We start from the raw sequence: 16134 nt of genomic DNA on the forward strand, positions 1-16134 counted from the left end.
GTCAGACAAATGCCGTCAGCCGTCGCCCGCATCCGCCGCTTCCATCGGGCGGTGACCCGTGAAACCGGGGCGCTGGATACCTCCTTTCTGGGCCGTGGACGGCCTCTCGGCCCCGCGCGGGTGCTGAACGCCATCGGTCAGGGGAGGGAGGAGATCGGGGAGATCCGCAGCTATCTCAACCTGGATTCCGGCCTGATGAGCCGCCTGCTCCGTCAGCTGGAGGCAGAGGGCCTGCTGGAGACCCTGCCGGATCCGGCCGATTCCCGCCGCCGCCTCGCCCGGCTGACGGAGGCGGGACAGCGCGAATATGCGGCCTATGAGGCGCTGTCGGACAGGCAGGCGGCGGAGATCCTCTCCCGCCACCCCAGACCGCAGGCATTGCTCGCGGCCATGGACCTCGTGGCCTCCGCGCTGGGACGTGACAGCATCACCCTTGCCGAAGTCTCCCCCCGCGACCCGCGCGCGGTGCATTGCCTGCAGTCCTATTACACGGAGCTGGGCCAGCGGCTCGCACAGGGGTTTGACGTGACCCTCTCCGCCGACCCGGAGGCGCGCGACATGGAGCCGCCGCGCGGCACGTTCCTCATCGCGCTGTCGGACGGTCTGCCGGTCGCCTGCGGGGGCGTGAAGGGGACCGACAAGGGCTATGCGGAGGTGAAGCGCGTCTGGACGGATCCCTCTGCCCGCGGCCTCGGCCTCTCCCGGCGGATGATGGCGGCGCTGGAGGAGCGCGCCCGTGCGCTTGGCATCCTTACCCTCCGGCTCGACAGCAACAGCGCGCTGCACGAGGCGATCGCCCTCTACCGTTCCAGCGGCTGGACGGAGATAGATCGCTTCAACGACGACCCCTATCCAGATCATTTCTTTGAGAAAACCCTGCGCGATTCCTGAACGCTACCGCTCCGCTTGGAAAGCGCCGCACGTTTCCACCGCTCCGGCATCCTCCCGCCGAACATTTTCGGAGGCCCGGGGCGTGCCGCTTGCCCGCCATCACTCGGCCAGATAGCCGCGCAGCGTATCGACGAATTGCAGCGTCGGGCGTTCCTGCACCCGCGCGCGCCGCGTCACCAGCATGAGGACATTGGGCCGCATCGCCGGGTCCAGCAGCGGAACATGGATGAGCCGCCCCTCCGCCACATCCATCGCCACGTCGAAGGCGCTCAGAAACGCGATGGCCTCGCCCGCCGCCGCGATCTCCCGCATGAAGTCGATGGAGTTGGACTGAAACTGCGGGCGGAAGCTCAGGTTCGCTCGCAGGAGCGCGTCGCGGATCGTACGATGCATGACCATCGTCTCATCCGCCAGAACGAGCGGATAGCCCGCACAGTCGCCCGGGCGGAGCCGTTCGGCACGGGCCAGCGGATGCTCCGGCGCCACCACCGCGCCCAGAGGCGCGTCATATCGGTTGAGCACGGCGAGCTGCGGATCGTCCGGCAGGTTGTAACCCAGCCCCAGATCCGCCTCCCCCTCCACCACGGCGCGCACGATGCCGGGGATGAAGGTCACGCCGCATTCGATCCGCACCCGCGCGAAGCGGGTGGCGAACTCCCGCACCGCAGCGGCGACAAGCCCGCTCGCCAGCCCGTTCATGGTGACGAGCCGCACCTCCCCGCCGCGCATCTCGCGCATGTCCTCCAGCCGTGATTCGAGCGCGCGGTAACCCCGGAGCGTCTGCCGGACATGGGTGAGCAGCGCCTCCCCCGCGGCGGTAAGCTTCATCCCCCGCGGCAGGCGCTGAAAAAGCTGCACGTCCAGCATCTCCTCCAGCTGGAGGATCTGGCGGTTCACGGCGGTCGGCGAAACATTCAGCCGTTCCGCGGCCTTGCGGATGGATCCTGCCCGCGCGACCTCATCCAGATAGCTCAACAAACGCCCGTGCAGCATGAATGCCCCCTGTCCGGGACGCTAGGCAGCACCGCACGGAGCGTCAACCAAATGTTTACAGGCATGGCAGATCTTGCTGCTTTTCCTCAGCGCTTTCGGGCCGCATAGCTCAGGTAACAAAAAACACGATCCAACAGAGAGACCGCCATGACCCGCCATTTCCGCCCCGTCCTGGGCGCGCTCCTGCTCTCCGCCGCCACGCCCGCCCTTGCGGGCGAGCCCTTCACCTTCATGACCTCATGGTTCGCGCAGGCGGAACATGGCGGCTTCTATCAGGCGCTGGCCACCGGTCTTTACGAAAAGGCGGGGCTGGACGTGACGATCCGCATGGGCGGGCCGCAGGTGAATTCGATGCAGCTTCTGCTGGCGGGAGAGGCGGATGCCTATTCGGGCTTCGATTTCCAGATCCTGAACGGCGTGTCGCAAGGCCTGCCGCTGGTGGCCGTGGCCGCGGTGTTCCAGCACGACATGAACGGCCTCGTCACGCATCCCGACGTGACCGCGCTCGACCAGATCGGCGACCGGACGGTGATGATGGCGACGTCCGCCCGCACCGCCTGGTGGCCGTGGCTGAAGGCGAAATACGACCTCTCCGACGATCAGGTGAAGCCCTACACGTTCAATATCCAGCCCTTCGTTGCAGACAGCCATGCGGTGCAGCAGGGTTTCGCCTCCTCCGAACCCTACGGGCTGACGCAGCTCGGCATCTCCTACAACTTCCTGCCCTTCTATGCAGAGGGCTACCCGCCCTATGGCGGCACCATCACCACCCGGCATGATGTGCTGGAGAAGCGGGAGGATGCGCTCCGCCGCTTCGTCCGGGCCTCCATGGAGGGCTGGAAGAGCTACCTCGCCGACCCGGCCCCCGGCAATGCGCTGATCCGGGCGGCCAATCCGAAGATGACGGAGGATCAGCTCGACTTCGCCGTGTCCCATCTGCGGGAGATGAACACGGTCGGGATGGAGGATGCGGCGCGCCACGGCATCGGCACGATGAACCCCGACCGCTGGAAGGCGAGCTACGACTACATGGTCGGCGCGGATCTGCTGCCCGCGGCCACGGACTGGCAATCCGCCTTCACCACGCGGATCATCGACGAGATCAACGTCCTGCCGAGCCAGTGAGGGAGGGTCCGATGCAACCCGCCCATACGCACACCGCCAAGAAGGCCCGGATCGCGCCGCTGCGGCGTGGACGAGCCGCGAAGGCCCCGGCTGCGGCCGGCCTGTCGCTCAGGGCCATGCCGACCGTCCCGGCCCCCCTTTCCCGCGCCTGGTCCCGGCCCTTGCCCGCCGTGCGGGCGTGCCCGTCGGCCCGTCGCCCGGCAAAAGCCCGGCCACGACCCGTGCCAGCCAACCGCAATCCCCGCGCCTGCCGCCGGGAAGACGCCTGCCTGCGAGGGATGCCATGATCGCCGCCATGCCGAAGCCGCCCGTCACCTCCATCCACCCTGAAAGCGCCCAACCGGTCATCGAAGTGCTCTCGGCCGAAAAGAGCTTCGGCACGCGGCGCGTCCTCTCCCCCATCGACCTCACCGTGCATGAGGGGGAGGTCGTGACGCTGATCGGCCCCTCCGGCTGCGGGAAATCGACGCTGTTGAGCCTGATGGCCCATCTGGCGGAGCCGACGGACGGGCGCATCGCCTGGTGGCGCGGCGGCTATGACCGGGTGGGGCAGCCCGGATGCAACCTCGGCATCGTGTTTCAGGATGCGACGCTGCTGCCCTGGGCGCGGGTCATCGACAATGTGCGCCTGCCGCTCGACCTTGCCCATGTGCCCAAGGCCGAAGGCAATGCGCGCGCGCAGGCCGCGCTGGAGCGGGTGGGGCTGAAAGGGTGCGAACGTCTCCACCCCCGCCAGATTTCCGGCGGCATGAAGATGCGCGTCTCCATCGCCCGCGCGCTGGTGGCGGAGCCGGATGCGCTGCTGATGGACGAGCCCTTCGGTGCGCTCGACGAATTCACCCGCAACCGGCTCGACAGCGACCTGCTGGCCCTGCGGGCGGAGCGGAACCTGTCGCTCGTCTTCGTCACCCATTCGATCTACGAGGCGGTGTTCCTGTCCTCCCGCGTTGTCGTCATGGCGGCCAATCCCGGCCGCATCCATGCCGAACTGACCATCGACGAACCCTTCCCGCGGGCGGAGAGCTTCCGTGTCTCCACCCGCTTCGCCGAATACTGCGCCGAACTCACCCGCCTGCTGGGCGAGGCGTCCGGGCTGGACCCGGCTGGAGACGTGACATGCCGCTGATGAAGAACGAAGTCTTCCTGCGCATCGCCGGTCCGCTGCTCGTGGGCCTCCTGATCGTGGCTGTCTGGGAGCTGGCCTGCCGCCTCTGGGCCGTGCCGGTCTATATCTTCCCCAAGCCCACCGATGTCGCGGCGAGCCTTGTGGATCAGGCGCCCGTGCTGTTCGCCGCGCTGTGGACGACGCTGAGGATCACGCTCATCGCCTTTCTCTGCGCGGTGGTGGCGGGGGTGCTGCTCGCCGTGCTGTTCGTGCAGAGCCGGTTTCTGGAGATCTCCCTCTTTCCCTATGCGGTGCTGCTTCAGGTCACGCCGATCGCGGCGATCTCTCCGCTCATCATCATCCTGGTGAAGAACACGGAGGCGGCGCTGATCCTCTGCGCCTCCATCGTGGCGCTGTTCCCGATCATCTCCAACACCACGCTGGGGCTGAAATCGGTGGATCAGGGGCTGGAGAACCTGTTCCGCGTCAACCGCGCGAGCAAGTGGCAGACGCTCACCCGGCTGAAGATCCCCGCGGCGCTGCCCTATGTCTTCGGCGGGTTCCGCATCTCCATCGGGCTGGCGCTGATCGGCGCGGTGGTGGGGGAGTTCGTGGCGGGCACCGGAGGATCCGGCGCGGGGCTGGCGTATCAGATCATGCTCGCGGGGTTCCAGCTCGACATCCCGCTGATGTTCGCGGCGCTGCTGCTCATCACGGTCACGGGAGTGCTGCTTTTCATGACGATGGTGGGCGTCTCCCGCCTCGTCCTCGGCAGCTGGCACGAAAGCGCCCGCTGACCGCACGACCCTTTCTCAAGTCAACTGAACGCCTCGGGGCGCGCGTGCGCGTGCGTGCGCTCGGCCCCGCCATGCCAAAGGACAAGCCATGAACCTCGATGCCTTCCAGTCCGAACTCCACGACATTCCGCAGACCACCGATACGCTGACGGTCAAGCGCAAGAGCCGCGACATGACCACCGCCTTCTCGCCCATCATGCGCGATGAGTTGAAGGACCGCTTTGCCGACATGGTGATCAGCCCCCGCACGAAGGACGATGTGATTCGCATCGCCCGCGCCGCCGCGCGTCACAGGGTGCCGCTGATGCCGCGCGGGGCGGGCACCTGCAACTGGGGCCAGGGCATCCCGCTGGCGGGCGGCGCGGTGCTGGACATGACCGGGCTGAACCGGCTCGTGCGGCATGAGGGCCATACCGTGCGGGTGGAGCCGGGCATGATCTGCCATGACATCGACCGCGCCACGCAACCCAAGGGGCAGGAGCTGCGGATGCACCCCTCCACCCGCTATTCCACCATCGGCGGCTTCGTCGGCGGCGGGCATGTCGGCCTCGGCTCCTGCACCTGGGGCATCCTGCGCGATCTGGGCAACATCCAGCGGGTGGAGGTGATCTCCGTGGAGGAGGAGCCGCGGGTGGTGGAGCTGAAGGGGGCGGATGTGAACCGCGTCCACCACGCTTACGGCTCCAACGGCATCATCACGGAACTCGAATTCCCGCTGGCCCCCGCCTATGGCTGGACGGAAGCCATCGTCGATTTCGCCGATTTCCTGCGCGCCTGCGACTTCGGCATCACGCTGAACCGCACCGATGGCATCGTGCCGAAGATGGTGGCGATGAACGAATGGCGTTACGCGAAACTCTTCACCCAGACCGGCCTTGGCGGCATCCTGCGCGACGGGCGCCATACCGTCCATGTGATGATCGCAACCCCGTTCCTGGAGGCATTCGAGAGCCTCGCGGCCGATTTCGGCGGCACCATCGTTTACTCCGGGCCGGAGGGTCAGGGGCCGTTCGGCAAGCCGCTTTACGAATATTCCTTCGGCCATGCGCGGATGAATGCGATCAAGGTGGACCCGACCTTTGTCGCCAATATCGGCGTCTTCCCGCATGACCGGCTGATGGGCTCCATCGCCGCCTGCCATGAGAAGTTCCACGACCTCGGGCCCATGCGCTTCGACATGAAGCGGATGGACGGGCATCTGACCGCGCAGGGCTCGCCGCTCTTCCACTATGAGGGGCCGGAGCAGATGGCCCGCGTCATCGAGATGATGCAGGAGGAGGGCGTCGCCGCCGCCAACACCCACACCATGCATGTGAAGGAAAACGGCATGAAGCCGGTGGATGACGCGGAACTGGCCTTCAAGGCGGAGATGGACCCGTGGAACCTGATGAACCCCGGCAAGATCACCGCCGCGCAATCTGATGTGAAGGGCAAGGGCGTGGCCCTGCCCACTTCCGGCTGGAGCTACCGCCGGGCCTAGCAGGCCGCTGAAAAGGCCGTCAGGTCTGCGCTGAGCCGGAAATCGTTCGCAATCCAACGAAATCCAGCCGGGAATTTGCGCACCCTGAACCATTCCGGGGCAGATTTCCCGATTTTCGGAGCACAAGCATGAGACGCCGGAATAGCAGCCTGTCGAACCCCCGCGGGCTTCGCGCGTGGCACCCGACCTGCCGCCCTCACGGCCCGGCCTTGTGCAAAGTCACCAACGGCCACGGCATGACCCTCAAAGGGATCCTGCCGCCGGTGCGGAACAGACGGGCGCTCCTCCCGGCGGTACCGGATGACCCTCCGCCCGGCCGGCCGGTGCAAACTGCCCACCCGGCTTCCGGCCTGGCAGACCCTGCCCCCGTCATGGGGCCAAAGCAATGAACCCGCGCCCTTCCGGCGCGGGCCTGTCCCCGACCACGTCCTGAAAACGGTGAGCCTGCCATGACCTCCTTCCTCCGTCCCGGCCTTGCGCCCCGGCTGATCCGCAACGCGCGCCTTCCCGTGAGCCTGGTGGAGGGGGCACGCCTCTCCCCCGACCGGGAGGGGCTGGCGCTGGCCGATCTCCTGCTCGACGGGGGCCGCATCGCCGCGATCCGGCCCGCCGGGGAGGAGCCGACGGGCGATGGCATCGACATGCGCGGCGGGCAGGTCTGGCCGCTGTTCGTCGATCTGCATACCCATCTGGACAAGGGGCATATCTGGAACCGCGCGCCCAATACCGACGGCACCCATGCCACGGCCGCCCGCACCGTGGCGGAGGACCGCAAGGCCCACTGGCGGCGCGACGACGTGGCGCGGCGGTTCGACTTCGGCCTCCGCTGCGCCCATGCCCACGGCACCGGAGCGATCCGCACCCATCTGGACAGCTATGAGCCGGAGCAGGCGGCCACCTCCTTTGCCGTCTTCCGCGACATGGCCGCCGAATGGCGCGGGCGGATGGTGCTGCAACCCGTGGTCATGGCGCGGCTCGACCACTATGCCGGCGCGCGGGGGCGGGAGCTGCTGCGGCTCGCGGCGGAGACGGGCGGCGCGCTCGGCGGGATCCTGAAGATGGACGCGCCGACGCCGGAGGGCGTGGATGCGGGTCTCGACCGGCTGATGACCCTCGCAGAGGCGGAGGGGCTGGATATCGACCTGCATATCGACGAGACGGACGACCCTGCCTCCGGCCAGCTCGAACGTCTGGCGGAGGCGGTGATGCGCAACCGTTTCCGCGGGCGGGTCACGGCGGGACACTGCTGTTCGCTGTCGATGCAGAGCGATGCGGAGGCCGCCCGCGTCATCGGCAAGGTGGCCGAAGCGGGCATTGCCATCGTGACGCTGCCGATGGTCAATCTCTACCTTCAGGGCCGCACGCCCGCCTGCTCGCCCGCCCGCACGCCGCAGTGGCGGGGCCTGACGCGGGTGCATGAACTCTCGGCCGCGGGGGTGACCGTCGCGGCGGCCTCCGACAACTGCCGCGATCCGTTCTTTGCCTATGGCGACCATGACGTGATGGAGGTGTTCCGCGAATTCACCCGCATCGCCCATCTCGACCTCGCCTATGGTGACTGGGTGGGGTCGGTCACGCGGAACCCGGCGCGGATCATGGGGGTGGCACAGGGGCGCATCGCGACCGGAATGACCGCCGACCTGATCCTGTTCCGCGGCCGGGGGATGAGCGAGCTGCTCGCCCGCCCGCAGTCCGACCGCGCCGTGCTGCGGCAGGGGCGTGTGGTTGAAACCACCCTGCCCGATCACGCGGAACTGGACTGTCTGAGCGAACCGCAACCCGTGTGACAGGTGAGATGCGAAGTGCTCCCCCGACATCGGGACGACCGCAGCCAGCCCCAGCCCCGGTTCCGTGGCCCCTCGCGGGGACACCGCCACGCTGAACCGCCGCCCGTATGAACCGCCCGCCCATATGAGCCGCCTGTCCGTATGGAAACCGCCTGCCCGTGTAAAACCGCCCGCCCGAACCAGATCCGAGGAGGACCGCCGATGCTGATGACACCCCCCGCCGCGCTTGCGCTGCGGCTGACCTTCGTGACGCCGGACGGCCCGCGTGCCGTCACCGCCCGTCCCGGCACGACACTGATGGAGGCCGCGCGGGACGCGGGACTTCCGGGTATCGTCGCGGAATGCGGCGGGGCCTGTGTCTGTGCGACCTGCCATGTTCATGTCGCGCCGGAATGGCAGGCGGTGACCGGCACGCCCTCGGCGACGGAGGCGGAGATGCTGGATTTCGCGGTGGATGCCGATGAGACCTCCCGCCTGTCCTGCCAGATCCGGCTGACGGCGCGGATGGACGGTCTCACCGTGCGCGTGCCGGAGCGTCAGGCATGAGCGGGCTGACACTGGAGCAGGCGGACCGGCTGGCCAGTCATGCCCTTGCCGAAGGACGCAGGCGGGGGTTTGCGCCGCTCGCCGTCGCGGTGCTGGATCAGGGCGGCAACACGATCGTCGCCAAGCGGGGCGACGGCGCGGGCCATCTTCGCATCGCCATCGCGGAGGGAAAGGCGTGGGGGGCGCTTGGCCTCGGCCTCAACACGCGGGACATCGCGGCGCTGTCACGCCAGATCCCGCAGTTCGTGGCCGCTCTCGCCGCGACATCGGGCGGGCGGGTTCTGCCCTCTCCCGGTGGAGTGATCCTGCGGGCGGGGGAGGAGGTTCTGGGCGCCATTGGCCTGTCGGGCGATACCGGCGACAATGACGAGATCTGCGCCCTCGCCGCGCTGGAGGCCGAAGGGCTGACGCCCCAGCCCGCCCGGTTCTAACAGGCTGCTGAAAAAGTCCTGAAGTGTCATGACTATGCGCCGGAGATCGGAAATCGGCCCGGAAACGCCCGGAAGTATATGGATTTCCGGCTGAATTTCGTCAGATGGCGAAGGATTTCCGATCCAACACAGGCCCAAAAGCCTTTTTCAGCAGCCTGCTAAGCGGGACGCCCCCCGCCCGGCACTGCGCGCGGGGGGCGCGCCCGGACCTGTTCGGAGGCTGCCTTGACCGCCTCCTGCCCACAGCCTAGCATCCCCTGACGTCCGTCCGGGCGTCCGGCGCGGAGCGAGGTGCCGGAGGGGGAGAGAGGGAGGATCGGCTTGCAGGGCAAGGCGATGACGGCCGCAGAGGCCCGCGAGTTCACCTGGAACATTCCGGCAAGGTTCAACATCGGCGCGGCGGTCTGCGACCATTGGGCCGCGCGCGATCCCGCCCGCACCGCCATCCTGGAGGTCGGGGAGGACGGCACGGCAACGGCGCATGACTATACCGGCCTGCTTGCCCGGAGCGCCCGGCTGTCCCACGCGCTCGCCCGTCGCGGCATCGCCCTCCACCGGCCGGGAGAGGCGGGCGACCGGGTGGGCGTGCTGCTGCCGCAGTCACTGGAAACCGCGCTGGCCCATATCGCTGTGATGCGGATGGGCGGCGTGTCGCTGCCGCTTTTCACGCTGTTCGGGCCGGAGGCGCTTCTGCACCGGCTGCGCGACTCGGGCGCGCGGGCGGTGGTGACCAATGCCACCGGGCTGGGCCTGCTGGCGGGGATCGTCGGGGAGCTGCCGGACCTGCGTCTTGTGCTCTGCAAGGACAAGCCGGCGGACGCCTCCCTTCCCGGGGTGGAGGTGGTGGATTTCGATGCCGCCTGCACGGGAGAGCCGGACAGCTATCCCGCCGCCGACACGGGCGCGGATGATCCCGCCGTCATCATCTATACTTCCGGCACCACCGGCAGTCCCAAGGGGGCGCTGCATGCCCATCGCGTCCTGCTCGGCCACCTGCCGGGGGTGGAGGTGAGCCACAACCTGTTCCCGCAGCCGGGCGACCGGATCTGGACGCCAGCGGACTGGGCATGGATCGGCGGCCTGCTGGATGTGCTGATGCCGGGGCTTTACCACGGGGTGACGGTGGTTGCCTGCCGCTTCCGCAAGTTCACCGCGCAGGCCGCCTTCGATCTGATGCGAAACCACGGCATCCGAAACACGTTCCTGCCCCCCACAGCGCTGAAACTGATGCGGCTGGAGGCGCCGCCCGCGGGGCTCGCGCTGCGCTCCGTGGCAAGCGGGGGTGAGCCGCTCGGCGCCGAGCTGCTGGACTGGGGGCGGCAGGTCTTCGGCACGACCATCAACGAATTCTACGGCCAGACGGAATGCAACATGACCGTCTCCTGCTGCATCGGAATGGAGGAGCCGCTACCCGGCGCCATGGGCCGCGCCGCGCCGGGTCACATCGTGGCGGTGATCGAGGGCAAGACCGGGGCCGCCCTACCCGTGGGGGAGGAAGGCGATATCGCCGTCCGCGCCCCGGATCCGGTGATGTTCCTCGGCTATTGGCGCAACCCGGAGGCTACGGCACGGAAGTTCGTGGACGGGCCGGAAGGCACGGGGCGCTGGCTGCTCACCGGCGACAGGGGCAGGCAGTTGCCGGACGGCCGGTTCGTCTTTGTCGGGCGGGATGACGACGTGATCTCCTCCGCCGGTTACCGGATCGGACCGGCGGAGATAGAGGACTGCCTGCTCACCCACCCCGCCGTGCATCTGGCCGGCGTGGTCGGCCAGCCGGACGCGGTGCGGGGCCATATCGTTGCGGCCTTCGTCACGCTGGCGGAGGGGCACGTGCCCTCTCCCGCGCTGGCGGAGGAGATCGCGCGGCATGTGGGCCAGAGGCTCGCCGCCTATGAATATCCCCGGCGCGTGCATTTCATCGACGACATGCCGATGACCACGACCGGCAAGATCATCCGTGCGGACCTCCGCCAGCGGGCGGAGCGGCTGGCGGCGGAGGAGCGGCAGCCCGTCTGAGGAGACCCGCCGTCTGATGCGACGGTTAGCAGGTGGCTGAAAAAGGCTTTCTGGCCCGTGTTGGAACCCGGCCTGTGTTGGAGCCCGGCGCGTGTTGGAACGGAAATCCTTTCCGTGGCGTCAAGGCTCAGGCCGTGCAGGCTCTGCAGAACCAGCATGCGGAACTTCAGCACCACGTCCGTTGACGGACGCCCGCCCTTCGCGCCAGCCCGACCACCGGCGGCGCGCTCGAGGATCGGACGGAACATCTCGAAGTCCAACGTCGTCGAAGTCTACCGTCGCGCTCAGGACTTCAAAGCCGATCTTCGACGCTCCAAAATCCCAACGGCCGCGACATGCCAAATCCCCAACCAATCCACTCCTGTCAGTGAATCACGACCCCACCGTCAAGGCGAGAAGTTTCCGGAGCCGTCCTGCTCATTACCGCGCTGACGCGAAGGGGATGTCGCCGTGGCGGAGACTTTCCCCACATTGCTGAAGAGCGCCCCGAAACCGCAAGTTTTAGCTCGGAACCGGACCGATTTTCCGGCTTTCAATGCAAGCTGGGTCGATGTCCGGCTTTTTCAGCAGCTTGTTGGAGGCGGCGGTCTTGCGCCGGAGCTGCCGACTGAACTGACGACGGGGCCGCATTCGGGGCGGCGGTCGGGGCGGCAGACCGGCGCGGTGCTTGAAAGCCGTGTCCTGACAGGCTGCTGAAGAAGTTATGAAGTCTCATGCCTGGACCTGGAAATCCAAAAATCGGCGCCGGTACGCACCGAAATCTCTGGATTTCGGGCTGGCTTTTGTCAGATGGCGAAGGACATCGCCTCCAAGCCTTTACAGCAGCCTGCCAGTTCCCCTGCGTTGCCGATCTTCATGCGCCTGCCGTATGGGACATCGGACCATGCACTGAAAGCTCGGCGAAACAGCCTGCGACCGGACGGTTTGGCACGAGCGCAGGCTTTCCCCTTCCGCAGTCCGATTGAGCCGTCCCGGCAGAGGCGAGCCGGGGTTCAGCGGGTCATGGTTTCCTGACGCAAGCGCCAGAACATTGCAGCCCGGCCCGCCCCGCCGCCCGAGGCGCCGCGGGCCGCACGGCAGCCGCATGGGTGACTTGGCTCCGGCCTGCGGGGAATCAGCGCGCGGTGGCCCAGCCACGGCCGGTGGCGATCTGGAGGCTCGTCCAGTCATTCGCGAGCGTCCGCACGGAAGAGGCCACAGAAAGCTGCGCATCCCCCATGGACCGTTCGGAATCCAGAAAATCGAGGAAGCTGGTCGTCCCCACCTCATAGGTCTCCCGGGAGAGATCGCGGGCGCGGGCATAGGCCTCAGCGGTGCGGCCGAGGGCCGCCACCTGACGGCGATCGCGTGAGACGGCGGCCTGCGCGGCCTGCACATCCTCCACCGCGGCCAGAACCGTGCCCCGCCAGCCCAGTTCCGCCTGCTTGGCGGCAGAGACGGCGGCATCGCGGTTGGCGCGAAGCAGCGGCTGGTTCAACACCGGCAGGCTGACGGAGGGGCCGAAGCTCCAGCTATGGGAACTGCCTGCCGTGACATTGCCCGACAGGTTGACGGAGGGATAGAGGTCTGCCGTGCTGACCCCCACCGCCGCCACGGCCGCCGCAAGGCTGCGCTCGGCGGATCGCACATCGGGACGGTTGCGCAGGATGTCGGCGGGAACGCCGGTCGCGTCGTTGCCGCGCGGGCGGGGTTGCGCCGCGCCGCGCTCCATCTCCGTCATCAGCGGCTGGGCCGGTTCGGCCAGCAGCGTCGCCAGCGCATAGACGGCGATGTAGAACCCCTTCTCCAGCGAGGGGAGGTTGGCGCGGGTGGATTCCAGCAGCGCCTGCGCCTGCAACAGCTGAAGCTGCGTGCCGCTGCCAAGATCGAACTGCCGCTGCACAAGGCTCGCCGTCTCCTGCCGCGCGGAGACGAGGTTGCGCGTGATGGCCAGCGCCTCCTGATAATACCGCGCGTCGATATAGTTGCCGACGAGGCTGGAGAGGAAGGCGAGCCGCGCCGTGCCCACATCGAACTCCGCCGCGTCGAACTCCGCCCGCGCCCGCTCCAGCCCGCGCCGCTTGCCGCCGAAGATATCCACGACGAGGCTCGCCGCAGCCGACCCGGAGCCGTCGGTGCTGATGTTTCCGCTGGGCGAGCTCGACCGGCTGTAATCGCCCGAAACGCTGCCGGAGACGAGCGCCGCCCCCCCGGAGGCCCGGACGGCGGCACCGGCGGCATTGATCCGCTCCACGGCGGTCTGAATGTCCAGGTTCTGCGCCAATCCCCGCGTCACCAGCGCGTCGAGCCGCTGATCCCCGAAGGAAGTCCACCACCTGTCGAGCGCGACATCCCCCACGCTGGCGGCGCCCGCATCCTCCGCAAAGCCCGCCTGAAGCCCGATTTCCGGCTGCCGGTAATCCGGGCCGACAGAGCAGGCGGAAGCGAGGAGAAGGAAGCTCAGGGACAGTCGTTTCACGTCAGCGCTCGTTCGTTATGATGCAACCATGCCGGGTTTGTCCGCTTGCGCGCACAAGTCGTGGCAAGCGGTCGCACGAACCGGCAAAGAGTGCAACGGCGCACAGATCATCTTCCGTCGCGGAATTTTCGAGCATCAGTGCAGAGCGGCTATTGCCCGCCGACGGCGCGCGCCACCCATGGCACGGCCTCCGCCAGAACACTGCTCATCGCGCGGTCAAAGGCGGCGACGACGGGGAGCGCCGTCGTGTCCTCTGCGGGGACCGCGCTCGTGAAGCGGCGGCTGGCCAGCAGCCGTCCGTCGGAATTGCGCACGACGCTGAGGTTGAGCGTGACCACCGCCTCGGCGGGTGCGGCGCTTCCGGGCGTGAGGCGGGCCTGGAAATCCGCGATGTCGGTCATCAGCGTATAGGCAGGCAGCGGACCGGAGGAGGCGGAGGTCACATAGCCGAGCCTGCCGCTGTCGGACAGGGAACGGGTCAGGAGTTCGCGCACCAATCCGGGTGCCGTATCGGCCCAGCGGGCGTTCGGCAGCAGGGTGATCTGCACGGGGCCGGGCTTCATGACGACGCGGTCCGTGCTGATCACTGCGGGGGCAGAGGCCTCCGCCACGAACAGCGACCGGGAGGAGGTCCGCACGCCGCCCTGCACCGGAAGGGTCTGGAGCGTATAGGTATCGAGCGGTCGCGTGGCATTGCCGAGCGACGACAGCGGGCTGCAGCCGGCAACCGCCAGCGCCGCGACAAGGGGGATCAGCGGAAGGCGCATCGTTCTATCTCCTGAAATCCGGTGCCGAGGGGGTGAGCAGGAAACGCGCCGGATCCCGCTGAAGCTGCGCGGCGATACGGTCGAGCTTGACGACAAGCGCCTGTGCCTCCGCGAAGAAGCGCGAGATCTGCGGCAGGCCCTGCGACGTGAATTGCCCCAGCGGCGCGCCGCTCTGCCGCACTACATTGTCTATGTTGCGGACAGTTGTGCGCACATCCGTAAGTACTGCCTTCATGTCGGCGCTTATCCCGGGGATATCGTTCGATATTCCTTCGACCGCCGTGCTGATCCGGGCGGCGGAGGCGCGGATATCATCGGCTGCCGGGCCGACATCCGCGTCCATCACGCGGTTGGCGCTGGTGAAGGTGCCCTCGGCGGCGGCGAGTGTGCGTTCCGCCGAAGCGATGGCCGGGTCTAGCGTGTCGAGCGTGCGGCTGACGCGCGCAAACGCCTCTGTCGCCGTATTGAGCGTGTGGGACGCATCCTCCGCCAGCGGGCCGAGATTGTCACCGAAGCGGCCGATCTGGCCGCTCATCCCCGTGACCGTCGTATTCACCGTGGAGATGGCCTGCCGCAGCTCCTGCATGACCTGCGGCAAGTCCTGCGTGGTGGCCTGCTGCACGGCGGTGACGCTTTCCTCCGCGCCGGCAAGGGTCCGACGGGCATCCGCGACCAGCGCCGCGCCATCGCCGGAGACGAGGGTGTTCACGCTCGCCGCTGCGTCGTTCACAGTGCTCAGCGCCTGCGTGGCCTCCGCCACCGCGCCGTCCAGCGCGGCAAGCGTCGTGCGAAGCTCGACCAGCCGCTCCGTCGCCTGATTGGCCGTGTCGCCATAGGCGGCGACCACGGGAGGGATCTGGCGGCCCGCATCGTCGGCCAGTGTCTTGACGGTATCCATCGTCTCGCGCAGGCGCACGGCGGCGGCGGTGAGGTCGTTGCGGATCAGCCCGTCCGCCGCGGTCGCCGCGTCGTTCACGGTCTTGAGCGTTCCATCGGCGGTCGCAAGGGTGGTGCGCGCCTGATCGAAGGCGCCGCTCATGGACGTCATTGTCGTCTCCGCCTCCCCCAGCGCTGTCTGCAGCGAATCCGCCAGAGGGCCGAGCCGGTCGGTGAAGGTGGAAATCTCCCCGGTGGCGGAGGAGACCGCGTTGGAAATGTTCGAGAAATCGCCGATCGCCTGCTGAAATGCGCCCGAAGCCGATTCCACATTGGCGAGGATCTGGGTCACATGCTGCTGGTTTTCCGGGCTGACGATGCCCTGCACCTGCTTGATGAGGCTCAGCGCCTCGGCCACGAGGTCCGGCGCGTCCTCCGCCAGCGATTCGACGATGGAGCGCTCCGCCTGGATCTCCGGGGTGCCGGACTGCGTCTCGCGCAGAAGCGGCTTGGAGGGGTCCCCCGGAGAGAGGGAGACGAAGGACGTCCCCGTCACGCCCTGCGCGCGAAGCTGCGCCGTCGCATCCTCCCGCACCGGCGTGTCGGCGGCGACCTCCACCTGCACCCGCACCCGCCCGTCCGGGTCGAGCGCGAGAGAGGCAACCTGCCCCACGGACACCCCGCTCAGACGCACGTCGGAGGAGCGGCTGAGGCCGGAGACGCTGTCGAACACGATTTCGTAGTAGGCATACTGACGATTGACCTGAAACTTCGCGAGCCACAGGAAGAACCCCAGACCCGCCACGATGAGGGCGAGTGTCACGGTTCCGATCAGCAGGTAATTGGCGCGGGTTTCCATGCC

13 protein-coding genes are annotated in these 16134 nt (G+C 68.0%); 9 read left to right on the top strand and 4 right to left on the bottom strand.

Going from position 1 to position 16134, the window contains the following annotated elements:
* Positions 1–9 precede the first annotated feature (9 nt).
* Positions 10–891, top strand: a complete 882-nt coding sequence (locus CDV49_RS13635; protein WP_088215982.1) for a bifunctional helix-turn-helix transcriptional regulator/GNAT family N-acetyltransferase — start codon at positions 10–12, stop codon at positions 889–891.
* A 99-nt stretch (positions 892–990) separates the two neighbouring features.
* Here CDV49_RS13635 and CDV49_RS13640 read toward each other — a convergent pair whose 3' ends face one another.
* Positions 991–1884, bottom strand: a complete 894-nt coding sequence (locus CDV49_RS13640) for a LysR family transcriptional regulator (protein ID WP_088215983.1) — start codon at positions 1882–1884, stop codon at positions 991–993.
* 147 nt (positions 1885–2031) lie between these two features.
* On the opposite strand from CDV49_RS13640, the gene CDV49_RS13645 reads away from it, so the two are divergent.
* The 8 genes from CDV49_RS13645 (at position 2032) to CDV49_RS13680 (ending at position 11171) form a co-directional block, all read left to right on the top strand.
* Positions 2032–3009: an ABC transporter substrate-binding protein gene (locus CDV49_RS13645; protein ID WP_088215984.1), complete on the top strand. Its 978-nt coding sequence runs from the start codon at positions 2032–2034 to the stop codon at positions 3007–3009.
* 283 nt (positions 3010–3292) lie between these two features.
* Positions 3293–4135: an ABC transporter ATP-binding protein gene (locus CDV49_RS13650; protein ID WP_088215985.1), complete on the top strand. Its 843-nt coding sequence runs from the start codon at positions 3293–3295 to the stop codon at positions 4133–4135.
* Complete coding sequence (locus CDV49_RS13655) at positions 4126–4911, top strand: ABC transporter permease (RefSeq protein WP_218821975.1); 786 nt, start codon at positions 4126–4128, stop codon at positions 4909–4911. The genes CDV49_RS13650 and CDV49_RS13655 overlap by 10 nt, the downstream gene beginning before the upstream one ends.
* Positions 4912–4999: 88 nt before the next feature.
* The gene (locus tag CDV49_RS13660; protein WP_088215986.1) at positions 5000–6391 is read left to right on the top strand and encodes an FAD-binding oxidoreductase; all 1392 of its coding nucleotides are present in this window, start codon (positions 5000–5002) and stop codon (positions 6389–6391) included.
* A 449-nt stretch (positions 6392–6840) separates the two neighbouring features.
* Positions 6841–8178, top strand: a complete 1338-nt coding sequence (locus tag CDV49_RS13665) for a cytosine deaminase (protein WP_088215987.1) — start codon at positions 6841–6843, stop codon at positions 8176–8178.
* Positions 8179–8379: 201 nt separating this feature from the next.
* Positions 8380–8724 carry a 2Fe-2S iron-sulfur cluster-binding protein gene (locus CDV49_RS13670; RefSeq protein ID WP_373447805.1) on the top strand — a complete coding sequence of 115 codons (345 nt, stop codon included), beginning with the start codon at positions 8380–8382 and terminating at the stop codon, positions 8722–8724.
* Entirely contained in the window at positions 8721–9155 is a 435-nt protein-coding gene (locus CDV49_RS13675) for a GlcG/HbpS family heme-binding protein (protein WP_088215988.1), read from the top strand. The genes CDV49_RS13670 and CDV49_RS13675 overlap by 4 nt, the downstream gene beginning before the upstream one ends.
* A 336-nt stretch (positions 9156–9491) precedes the next feature.
* Positions 9492–11171, top strand: coding sequence for an AMP-binding protein (locus CDV49_RS13680; RefSeq protein WP_088216095.1), 1680 nt, complete (start codon positions 9492–9494; stop codon positions 11169–11171).
* A 1114-nt stretch (positions 11172–12285) separates the two neighbouring features.
* On the opposite strand, the gene CDV49_RS13690 is transcribed toward CDV49_RS13680, so the two are convergent.
* The 3 genes from CDV49_RS13690 to CDV49_RS13700 all read right to left on the bottom strand — a co-directional run bounded on the left by CDV49_RS13690 (position 12286) and on the right by CDV49_RS13700 (position 16131).
* Positions 12286–13629 (bottom strand): efflux transporter outer membrane subunit, encoded by a 1344-nt coding sequence (locus CDV49_RS13690; protein ID WP_088215990.1) that lies wholly within the window; start codon positions 13627–13629, stop codon positions 12286–12288.
* A gap of 149 nt (positions 13630–13778) precedes the next feature.
* A complete protein-coding gene (locus CDV49_RS13695; protein WP_088215991.1) occupies positions 13779–14396 on the bottom strand; it encodes an ABC-type transport auxiliary lipoprotein family protein in 618 nt (205 codons plus the stop codon).
* Between the two features lie 4 nt (positions 14397–14400).
* Positions 14401–16131: an MlaD family protein gene (locus CDV49_RS13700; RefSeq protein WP_088215992.1), complete on the bottom strand. Its 1731-nt coding sequence runs from the start codon at positions 16129–16131 to the stop codon at positions 14401–14403.
* Between the last annotated feature and the right edge of the window lie 3 nt (positions 16132–16134).

Origin of the sequence: Haematobacter genomosp. 1 (assembly GCF_002196855.1) — a bacterium.
In the GTDB taxonomy this organism is placed as follows: Bacteria; Pseudomonadota; Alphaproteobacteria; order Rhodobacterales; family Rhodobacteraceae; genus Haematobacter.

Coding starts and splice junctions, on each gene's coding strand:
- CDV49_RS13635 (WP_088215982.1), top strand. CDS start 10: ATGCCGTCAGCCGTCGCCCGCATCCGCCGCTTCCATCGGGCGGTGACC.
- CDV49_RS13640 (WP_088215983.1), bottom strand. CDS start 1,884: ATGCTGCACGGGCGTTTGTTGAGCTATCTGGATGAGGTCGCGCGGGCA.
- CDV49_RS13645 (WP_088215984.1), top strand. CDS start 2,032: ATGACCCGCCATTTCCGCCCCGTCCTGGGCGCGCTCCTGCTCTCCGCC.
- CDV49_RS13650 (WP_088215985.1), top strand. CDS start 3,293: ATGATCGCCGCCATGCCGAAGCCGCCCGTCACCTCCATCCACCCTGAA.
- CDV49_RS13655 (WP_218821975.1), top strand. CDS start 4,126: ATGCCGCTGATGAAGAACGAAGTCTTCCTGCGCATCGCCGGTCCGCTG.
- CDV49_RS13660 (WP_088215986.1), top strand. CDS start 5,000: ATGAACCTCGATGCCTTCCAGTCCGAACTCCACGACATTCCGCAGACC.
- CDV49_RS13665 (WP_088215987.1), top strand. CDS start 6,841: ATGACCTCCTTCCTCCGTCCCGGCCTTGCGCCCCGGCTGATCCGCAAC.
- CDV49_RS13670 (WP_373447805.1), top strand. CDS start 8,380: ATGCTGATGACACCCCCCGCCGCGCTTGCGCTGCGGCTGACCTTCGTG.
- CDV49_RS13675 (WP_088215988.1), top strand. CDS start 8,721: ATGAGCGGGCTGACACTGGAGCAGGCGGACCGGCTGGCCAGTCATGCC.
- CDV49_RS13680 (WP_088216095.1), top strand. CDS start 9,492: ATGACGGCCGCAGAGGCCCGCGAGTTCACCTGGAACATTCCGGCAAGG.
- CDV49_RS13695 (WP_088215991.1), bottom strand. CDS start 14,396: ATGCGCCTTCCGCTGATCCCCCTTGTCGCGGCGCTGGCGGTTGCCGGC.
- CDV49_RS13700 (WP_088215992.1), bottom strand. CDS start 16,131: ATGGAAACCCGCGCCAATTACCTGCTGATCGGAACCGTGACACTCGCC.